The following is an 8,775-nucleotide window of genomic DNA, read 5'->3' as shown; positions in this document are numbered from 1 at the left end:
TGTTCCTCCACCAAGTGTTTTCTAATGGTCCGTGTAAATAGTTGCCAGTGTAGGAGAAAGTGCGCAATTACGCTTCCTCGACCCACCGCAAATAGGTGGTGCCGGCGACGTCAGCGAAGGCGTCGTTGGCTCCGGTCAGGGGGCGCAGGGCCCGGATCGTGTCGGCGAGGCCGCAGGCGGCGGCGTGTGCGGTGTCGTAGACGGGCACGCCGTGGAGGTGGGCGCCGGGGACGGCGGCGCAGGCGCAGAGCGCGCCGAAGGAACGTATTCGCACCTTATATATATGCGCGCATTCGTCGGCGATGGCCAGCAGCTGCTCACTGCTCAGGCTACGCATCGCGGGCCTGCCGGATGCGGCGTTCGGTGTGGGCGTATTCCTGCAGGGTGGTGCGGGCGAGGTTGGTAATGGTGGCGTCGTCAAGAAGGCGGGAGGCGGCGGTGACGATGGCGCGGCGGGCGGCCTCTTGCTTGGAGCAACCCCATGCGGAGGCGAGCATGATGAGTGCTGTGTCTTCGTCTGTGCTGAGTCGTAGCGTCATAGCCATGCCGCGATGGTATCAGAGTGATACCACGGCGCAGGGGTGATTCGGCGCACAAAGCGCTAGAATCGGTAGGAACCAATGTTTGACGAAAGGTGAGCAATGAGTGATGACACTCTAGGTGGCGGCGGCTCCGACGCCATCCAGCCCATTGACATCAATGAGGAGATGCAGACGAGCTACATCGATTACGCGATGAGCGTGATCGTCGGCCGTGCGCTCCCGGATGTTCGCGATGGCATGAAGCCGGTGCACCGCCGCATCATTTACGCCATGTACGACCACGGCTACCGCCCCGAGCGTTCGTACGTGAAGAGTGCCAAGCCTGTCGCTGACACGATGGGTAACTTCCACCCGCACGGTGACATCGCCATTTACGACACGCTGGTGCGCATGGCTCAGCCTTGGGCGATGCGCTACCCGCTGGTCGACGGCCAGGGTAACTTCGGTTCCCCTGGTAATGACGGCCCAGCGGCCATGCGTTACACCGAGTGCAAGATGACGCCGCTGGCGATGGAGATGGTCCGCGACATCCGTGAGGACGCCGTGGAGTTCTCCCCGAACTACGACGGCAAGACTCGCGAGCCGGACGTGCTGCCGTCGCGTGTGCCGAACCTGCTGATGAACGGCTCGAACGGTATTGCCGTGGGTATGGCCACCAACATTCCGCCACACAACTTGAACGAGTTGGCGGAGGCTATCTACTGGATGCTCGACAACTATGACGCGGATGAGCAGGCGGCGCTCGACGCGGTGATGGAGCGAGTGAAGGGCCCAGACTTTCCGACGGCCGGCCTCATCGTCGGCGATCAGGGCATCAAGGACGCCTACACCACGGGCCGCGGTTCCATCCGCATGCGTGGTGTGACCGAGATCGAAGAGATCGGCAACCGCCAGGTCATCACGATTACGGAGCTGCCGTACCAGGTCAACCCGGATAACTTCATCCACAACATCGCGGAGCAGGTTACCGCGGGCAAGATGGTGGGCATCTCCAAGATTGAGGACGAGTCCTCTGACCGCGTGGGCATGCGCATCGTGGTCACGCTGAAGCGCGACGCGGTTCCTCGAGTGGTACTCAATAACCTGTACAAGCACTCGCAGCTGGAGACGAACTTCTCTGCGAACATGCTCTCCATCGTCGACGGCGTGCCACGCACGCTGCGCCTCGACCAGATGCTGCGCTACTACGTCAAGCACCAGATCGACGTTATCGTTCGCCGCACCAAGTTCCGCCTGGATGAGGCCGAGAAGCGCGCCCACATCCTGCGTGGCCTGGTCAAGGCCCTCGATGCGTTGGACGAGGTCATCGCCCTGATCCGTCGCTCGCCGACCGTTGACGACGCCCGCCAGGGCCTGATCAAGCTTCTCGACGTCGACGAGATCCAGGCCAACGAAATCCTGGCAATGCAGCTGCGCCGCCTGGCAGCGCTGGAGCGCCAGAAGATCGTCGACGACCTGGCCGAGATCGAGCGCAAGATTGCCGACTACAAGGACATCTTGGCCCGCCCGGAGCGCCAGCGGGAGATCGTTGGCAACGAGTTGCGTGAGATCGTCGAAAAGTATGGCGACGAGCGCCGCACCCAGATCGTGGCCGCAACCGGCGATGTGACCGAGGAAGACCTCATCGCGCGCGAGAACGTCGTGGTCACCATCACCTCTACCGGCTACGCGAAGCGCACGAAGGTGGATGCGTACAAGTCGCAGAAGCGCGGCGGCAAGGGTGTCCGCGGGGCGGAACTGAAGCAGGACGACGTGGTGAAGCACTTCTTCATCTGCTCCACCCACGACTGGATCTTGTTCTTCACCAACTTCGGCCGCGTGTACCGCCTCAAGGCCTACGAGCTGCCGGAGGCGGGCCGCACCGCTCGCGGCCAGCATGTGGCGAACCTGCTGGAGTTCCAGCCTGAGGAGCGCATCGCGCAGGTCATCCAGATCCAGTCCTACGAGGACGCCCCGTACCTGGTCCTGGCCACCCGCGACGGCCGCGTGAAGAAGTCCCGCCTGACCGACTACGAGTCGGCGCGTTCCGCGGGCCTCATCGCGATCAACCTCAACGAAGGCGACGCCCTGATCGGCGCCGCGCTGGCAGGCGAGGAAGACGACCTGCTGCTCGTCTCTGAGCAGGGACAGGCCATCCGCTTCACCGCTGACGACGACCAGCTGCGCCCAATGGGTCGCGCGACCGCCGGCGTGAAGGGCATGCGCTTCCGCGGCGACGACAAGCTGCTCGCAATGACCGTGGTCCAGGACGGCGAGTTCCTGCTCGTCGCTACCGCTGGCGGCTACGGCAAGCGCACCGCGATTGAGGAGTACAACACCCAGGGCCGCGGCGGCATGGGCGTGATGACGTTCAAGTACACCCCGAAGCGTGGCAAGCTGATCGGCGCCCTGGCGGTCGATGAGGAAGACCAGATCTTCACCATCACCTCCGCCGGCGGCGTGATCCGCACCGAGGTCAACCAGATCCGTCCGTCCTCCCGCGCCACGATGGGCGTCCGCCTCGTCGACCTCGCGGATGACGTTGAGCTGCTGGCCATCGACAAGAACGTCGAGGAGCAGGGCGAAGAGGAGGCAACCGCGGTTGCCAAGGGCGAGAAGACGATTGAGGAAGCCAAGGAGCAGACCTCCTCGTCCATCTCCGCGTCGCCGAAGGATGGGGAGTAAACCATGGCCGCCCGCAAGATAGTGGTGCGGCGCGTGGGTGTCGCCTCCGTGTTTAAGGTGGCGACGATCCTCGCCCTCGTCGGCTTCGTCGCGTGGATGCTGGGCGCGGCCATCGTCTACTACGGCCTCGCGCAGACTGGGGTCATTGACTCCTTGAACTCGCTGGTCAGTGGCGTCGGCGGCGACCAAGTTATCGACGCCACCCTGGTCATGTCCGCGGCAGGCCTCTTCGGGCTCATCGGCGTGGTGTTCGTCGCGGTGATGGCCCCGCTGACGGCGTTGCTCTACAACGCCATCGCGGACCTGGTCGGCGGCGTCACCCTGGTGATGTCCAACAGGGCGCGATAGCCGTGAGATACCTACCGCTATAACAACTATAAAAACACCGCTTGTACTGGCGATTTGTCAAAGGTTATAGTGGTAGGTAATCTTACTTCTCGTTCCCAGGGCCTATAGCTCAGTCGGTTAGAGCGCATCGCTGATAACGATGAGGTCGCAAGTTCGATTCTTGCTAGGCCCACAGGAACAAAAGGGGCATTAGCTCAGTTGGTAGAGCACCTGCTTTGCAAGCAGGATGTCAGGAGTTCGATTCTCCTATGCTCCACAGGTTCACCCTGGTCTCCGGTCCGGAGGCCAGGGTTTTTTCGTATGGTTCTTCATGCGTTGACATGTGTCCCCCCTGTTTGGTGGCAGTGGTGTTTTGAGTGTGATAGATCACGTTTTTGTTGCATACTTTGACAGGTTTTGTGAAGGTGCTGGTCAGGGGGTTTTTGGGGGTTGTGGGGTGTGGTTTTGTGGGTTGTGGTGGTGGTTTTGTGGTGGTGGGGGTGTAGTGGACTACTTTCAGGGAGATTTTTGTGATTGAATAAATGTCTGTCAGTTTGTGGATCCGTGTTCAGATGGTCTTCAGGCTGCTTCGAATATCTCCTACGATTTTTAAGGATTGAGCCGTTGCAAAACGCACATCTTAAGAAGCGAATCATGGCCGGCCTGATTTCAGGCGCAATGATTGCAGGTGGCGCTGTTGTCGTCGCCCCGGACGCAAGCGCAGACGATCGCATTACGGGTACGTACTCCGCACTGCCGAGCGACAAGTACGATGAGGCGCTGCGCTTTAACACTGAGCAGATCAAGATGCTCACGAATCAGAATGATTACCAGGCCATGCTGAAGACCTGGATGCAGGTCACCCCGATGGGCCCGGGCTGGTGCATTGATCTTGAGAAGCCGCAGCCAAACCTGCAGACCCAGGGCTACGAGCTGCGCAAGCTGGACGGCATGTCCGGCCTGTACGGCTTCAACGGCTTTAACGGCGACCTTGGTATTAACGCAGACATCGAGACGGCAGCGATCTCGCTGACGAAGTCGATGCTGAAATCCTGGTACGAGCGCAACTTTGAGGACGTCAAGAAGAAGAACGTCGCGCTGCAGGCCCTGCTGTCGAACAACAAGAGCGTTCTGGACGGCCAGCGTTCCTACATCATGAACGGCCAGACCCAGAACGGCGTTCGCGTCACCAACCAGGAGTTCACCCAGTGGACCGGTTTCCGCATCAGCGCTGTCTTCGGCGGCACCCAGGAGTTCCAGCCGAACTTCGCACTGATCAAGGATGAGGCTGCGTTCAGCCGCGTCTCCAGCACCGTCCGTGCTGGCGAGTACGTCACCATCCTGCTGCCGAAGGATTACAACATCTACCAGGATGGCCGCGAGGCAACCTTCCAGCGTCTGATCCCTCCGACCCAGCCGGGCCTGGACGGCTTCTACCCACGCCCAGGCGGCGGCAACGGCGGCGGCACTGTGACCACCACCGTGACGGTTCCTGGTGAAGCTGGTGTCACCTCCACCGTGACCGAGACCGGCCGCCCGACCATCACGCACACTGTGTACAAGGATGGCGGTGTCGAGCGGGAGACGGTGACCGTTCGTCCGACGGTGACGAAGACCAACGAGCGGCAGGAAGTTCACTACAAGACGGTTGAGGTCGCTCCGGAAACGGAGACCGTGACGCATGAGGTAGTGAAGCCTGCTGTTACCGTCACCGAGTTCGAGCAGGGCGGACCAACGTCCACCGCCACTGAGACCGTCACGGAAGATCCGCGCGTCATCGTCGTTGAGAGGCCTGAACCAGTAACTGTTACTGAGACTGCCACGGTGAAGCCGACGACCACTGAGACCGAGAAGGTCCAGCCGAAGGTCACCGTCACCGAGCCTGTCTACGTCACCGAGACGAAGAATGTTGCACCGAAGACCGAGACGAAGACGGTCACCGCTGCGCCGAAGACGGAGACGAAGGTTGTTGACACGACCGTCACCCGCGTTTCCGAGAAGCACGAAACGACCACCATTGAGCGTCGTTATTCCCAGTTCAACTACTTCTACGACTTCTCCAACACGAGCGAGTCGAAGGTCATCGAGCCGAAGAAGCTGGGCGACTGGAGCATCGAGTTTGTCGACGACTCCAACGGCCTCGTCGAGGTCACCAAGGAAAACAACCGCCTTGTTATCACCCCGAAGAAGCAGGGTGAGGGCGACGTCCGCATCATCATCAAGGACGGTGACGGCAACCGCCACGAGTACCGCATCCACGTGGTGAACAAGGATTCCGAGAAGACCACCGAGAAGACTGTTCGCGTGGACAACCACTTCTTCAACGTCGGGGTTACTGGCCTTGACCAGTCCATCACGATCCCAGAGGGCTGGAAGTACGAGGTCACCGAGGGCAAGGACCTGATCACCACCACCCAGGATGGCAACACCCTGAACGTGAACGTCAATGCCGGCGTGATCACTGGCAAGGTGAAGGTCAAGGTCTACGAGGTTGACAAGGACGGCAAGCCAACCGGTAACGAGCAGAACTACGAGTTCAACATCGATACCAAGCCGAACAAGTACAACCAGTCCCGCGTGATCGGTAACATCTCCTCGTACAAGATCGAGGTAGACAACATCGTCGGCGAGCCTGAGATTCTCAAGGGCAAGGACATTGTTGAGTCCCTGGAGAAGAAGGGTGACCACTGGGTACTGACCCCGAAGGCTGGCCAGACCGGCACCGTGATTGTCCGCGCCAAGAACGACAAGGGCGAAACCTTCACGTTCACCCTCGAGGTTCGCGACGGCCGTAACGTCCTGATCGACTCCGAGACGGAGCTCATTACCGTTGGCGGCGAGGTTAAGATCACGGGTGAGGAAGGCGACAAGCTCGAGATCGCCCGCGGTAAGGATCTCGTCGACCCAGCTCAGCTTGAGGGCACCGGCGAGTGGACCCTGAAGCCGAGCAAGGACGGCCTGATCGTTGCACACGTCAAGGATGCCGAGGGCAACCTGGTCGCGGTTTACACGATCATCGTGACGCCACAAGAGGCGAAGCCTGCGACACAGCCAGTCGACTACACGATTTCGAACCGCAACACGGCGGTCCTGACGAAGGGTGTGACCTCCAACGACTTCGTATTCCCAGAGGGTGAAGATAACTTCAGCTGGGTTCAGGATCAGGACAATCCTGACAAGTACTACCTGATGCCGAACCCTGACTTCGAGGGTGACATCAAGGTCGTCGAGCAGTCCAAGGGTGGCCATGCGCTGATCGAGTACACGATCCACGTCAAGCCTGCTAAGGTTCACGAGTTCGACGCCGTCACGGTTCCAGACAACTCGGAGCAGCCTGCGCCTGTGCTGTCCCAGCCTGACAAGCAGAAGCTCGTCGTGGTGTCTGGTAAGGACCTGATCGACGGCGACGTCAACGAAGCTGGCGACGGCAAGATCAAGATCAAGGAAGGCGTTTCCGGAAAGATCGTCCTCGAGGTCCAGAACTCCCGTGGCCTGCCGGTTTCCCGCTACACCTACAATGTTGAGCTGACGAAGCCGAACAAGTCCGAGTTCAAGATCACCTCGGATGACAAGTTCACCACCGAGCTCAACCCTGGCGACAAGCTCACCGTCGTCGAAGGCGATGACCTCGTTGACGTGACGCAGAATGGCGACGAGTGGACCGTCACGCCGAAGGACGGCGCTCAGGGCAAGGTAGTCCTCGACGTCACCGATAAGGACGGCAAGGTCTACAAGAAGTTCATCTTGGATATCACCAAGGGAACCGGTAGCGGCTCCGACTCCTCCAACAACTCCGTTGTTGAGCACAAGATCACGGAGCAGGGCACCTTCGACGTCACCATTGTCAACAACAACAAGTACGAGGTTGTTGAGGGCAAGGAATACGTCACCGTCGTCAACGACACCGACAAGCGCTTCGAGCTCCGCATCAACGAGAACACCGAGGGCAAGAAGGTTGTTGTCGTTGAGAAGAACAACGGCAAGGTTGTGAAGACGCACAACATCACCATCACCAAGAGCGGTGGTGTGCTGAAGTTCGTCGAGGAGCGTCGTGTCTACCAGCCGAAGCTGACCGACAAGATCACCACGGGCGAAGGCAACACCTTCCGTGTCCTTCGTGGTAAGGACCTCATCGAGGAGATCCCGACGCACCCAGGCAGCTTCAACGTGAAGCCTCTGCCACAGAAGTCTGGTCGCGTCCTCATCGAGGAAGTTGACCAAGCTGGCAACCCGGTTCGCATCATTGAGATCGACGTCCCGGCTACGTCCGAGGGCAACATCATCGGCAAGCCAGGCAACCACGATGTCAGCCCGAACCCAGATGGTTCCTGGAAGATTGTCGTTCCTGGCGGCGGCGCAACCGACATTGAGATTTGCTCTGGTTCGAACTGCAAGCCGGTCGACCCGGACATGATTGTCACGAACCCGGACGGGTCCATCACGATCAAGCCTGGTAAGGGCGGCATCGAGAAGGACACCACCCACATCACGTTCATCCCTCAGGTGAACGGTCAGCCGCAGACGCGAGTTCGAATCAATGTCGAGCTCACGGGTAAGGATGTGGCTACCTCTTCCGACGGCAAGTGCATCGCATCCCTCGTGGGCATCGCTTCGCCGCTGCTGCTCCTGATCCCGCTGGGTATCCTGTCCCAGGTTCGCGTCCCGGGCCTTGAAGGCGTCCAGGGCAAGCTGAACGCCGCTGTCCGCGAGGCAAACGACCGCATCCAGCGTGGCCTGGGCATCTACGACCGTGACCGCGCAGAGCGCGCTGCGGGCCTCCAGGGCGCATTCAACGTAGTCAACCCAGAGATGGTCGGCCTCGCAGCCGGTGCTCTTGGAACGATTACTGCGGGCCTCCTGATCGTGGACGCTGTGCTCCGCTCCTGCGGACAGGGCGACAAGACCTCGTCCTACCAGATTGGTAAGGCAACGGGTAACGACACCCTCATTTACGGTTCTTCCAAGAAGAACGACGTAATCAGGACTGCGACCCCGGTCCCTACCACTGAGGCTCAGCCTGAGAAGTAATTTCGCCTAGCAGAAGGCCCCTTCCACGTCCGGAAGGGGCCTTTTGGTGTTCATCGAGGTGAGCACGATGACATGTGTCCCCCCTGTTTGGTGGCAGTGGTGTTTTGAGTGTGATAGATCACGTTTTTGTTGCATACTTTGACAGGTTTTGTGAAGGTGCTGGTCAGGGGGTTTTTGGGGGTTGTGGTGTGTGGTTTTGTGGGTTGTGGTGGTG

At 60.0% G+C, this 8,775-nt stretch carries 5 protein-coding genes and 2 tRNA genes; 5 read left to right on the top strand and 2 right to left on the bottom strand.

Annotated elements, in window-relative coordinates; translation table 11 throughout:
• Positions 1-67: 67 nt before the first annotated feature.
• On the bottom strand, positions 68-274 hold the full coding sequence (locus ACXIUA_RS04620; protein ID WP_457976252.1) for a TetR family transcriptional regulator: 207 nt from the start codon (positions 272-274) through the stop codon (positions 68-70).
• 55 nt (positions 275-329) lie between these two features.
• Positions 330-545: a CopG family transcriptional regulator gene (locus tag ACXIUA_RS04615; RefSeq protein ID WP_070363370.1), complete on the bottom strand. Its 216-nt coding sequence runs from the start codon at positions 543-545 to the stop codon at positions 330-332.
• 96 nt (positions 546-641) lie between these two features.
• On the opposite strand from ACXIUA_RS04615, the gene gyrA reads away from it, so the two are divergent.
• The 5 genes from gyrA (at position 642) to ACXIUA_RS04590 (ending at position 8,561) form a co-directional block, all read left to right on the top strand.
• On the top strand, positions 642-3,206 hold the full coding sequence (gene gyrA / locus ACXIUA_RS04610; RefSeq protein WP_457976250.1) for a DNA gyrase subunit A: 2,565 nt from the start codon (positions 642-644) through the stop codon (positions 3,204-3,206).
• Between the two features lie 3 nt (positions 3,207-3,209).
• Positions 3,210-3,554 (top strand): DUF3566 domain-containing protein, encoded by a 345-nt coding sequence (locus ACXIUA_RS04605; protein WP_070363368.1) that lies wholly within the window; start codon positions 3,210-3,212, stop codon positions 3,552-3,554.
• 98 nt (positions 3,555-3,652) lie between these two features.
• Positions 3,653-3,726: transfer RNA gene (locus ACXIUA_RS04600), tRNA-Ile, on the top strand.
• An 11-nt stretch (positions 3,727-3,737) separates the two neighbouring features.
• Positions 3,738-3,810 (top strand) — tRNA-Ala (locus ACXIUA_RS04595).
• A 377-nt stretch (positions 3,811-4,187) separates the two neighbouring features.
• Positions 4,188-8,561, top strand: coding sequence for a hypothetical protein (locus ACXIUA_RS04590; RefSeq protein ID WP_457976249.1), 4,374 nt, complete (start codon positions 4,188-4,190; stop codon positions 8,559-8,561).
• Positions 8,562-8,775: the final 214 nt, after the last annotated feature.

The organism is Corynebacterium sp. UMB8791 (genome assembly GCF_054166365.1).
This window is presented reverse-complemented; position numbering and strand designations above follow the sequence as displayed.

Excerpts from the sequence above, each read along its gene's own strand:
- ACXIUA_RS04615 (WP_070363370.1), bottom strand. The coding sequence starts at position 545 with ATGGCTATGACGCTACGACTCAGCACAGACGAAGACACAGCACTCATC.
- gyrA (WP_457976250.1), top strand. The coding sequence starts at position 642 with ATGAGTGATGACACTCTAGGTGGCGGCGGCTCCGACGCCATCCAGCCC.
- ACXIUA_RS04605 (WP_070363368.1), top strand. The coding sequence starts at position 3,210 with ATGGCCGCCCGCAAGATAGTGGTGCGGCGCGTGGGTGTCGCCTCCGTG.
- ACXIUA_RS04590 (WP_457976249.1), top strand. The coding sequence starts at position 4,188 with ATGGCCGGCCTGATTTCAGGCGCAATGATTGCAGGTGGCGCTGTTGTC.